The sequence below is a fragment of the Vibrio sp. 704 genome (genome assembly GCF_033339295.1).
In genome coordinates this window covers 1-546 of record NZ_JAWOUH010000885.1, presented here as the reverse complement: position 1 = coordinate 546, position 546 = coordinate 1, and the positions used below count along the sequence as shown (strand labels likewise).

Sequence of the window (546 nt, the reverse complement as noted above, 5' to 3'; positions counted from 1 at the left end):
CTGGGTTTGGATTACTTCAAGAAAATTGTCGAGTTTCAAGAGAAATACCAGCCCGCAGGCGTGAAGATCTCAAACGATCTGCAAACAAACGGCACGTTATTGAATGACGAATGGTGCGAATTTTTAAGCAAGAACCATTTCTTGGTGGGCTTGAGTATTGATGGCCCTGAAATGCTGCACAACGCGTATCGAACCAACCGAGCCGGTCGGGGCACATTCAAACAAGTCATGAATGCGGTGGAGTTGCTGCATAAACATCAGGTGAACTTTGCCACGCTTACCTGTGTGAACAGCCTGACGAGCCGAAATCCGCTTGAAGTATACCGTTTTCTGCGAGATGAAATCCGCTCGCCACAAATGCAGTTTATTCCTATTGTTGAACAGAAAACGTTCCGCACCACTGCGCCTCAAAAATGGCAACCGCAAGAACAGCTTAAACAAGGAGACAAGCGTTTGATTCCGGGTCACAAAGATTCTGTCATGGAACCTTGGTGTGTTGCTGATGAAGCTTGGGGTAACTTCCTGATTGCGGTTTTTGATGAATGG

The 546-nt window shown here is 46.7% G+C and carries 1 protein-coding gene; it reads left to right on the top strand.

Translation table 11 applies throughout. The features are described 5' to 3' along the window. A partial coding sequence (locus tag R7R24_RS29690; protein WP_411978852.1) for a radical SAM protein occupies nt 1–546 on the top strand: 546 nt, incomplete at both ends.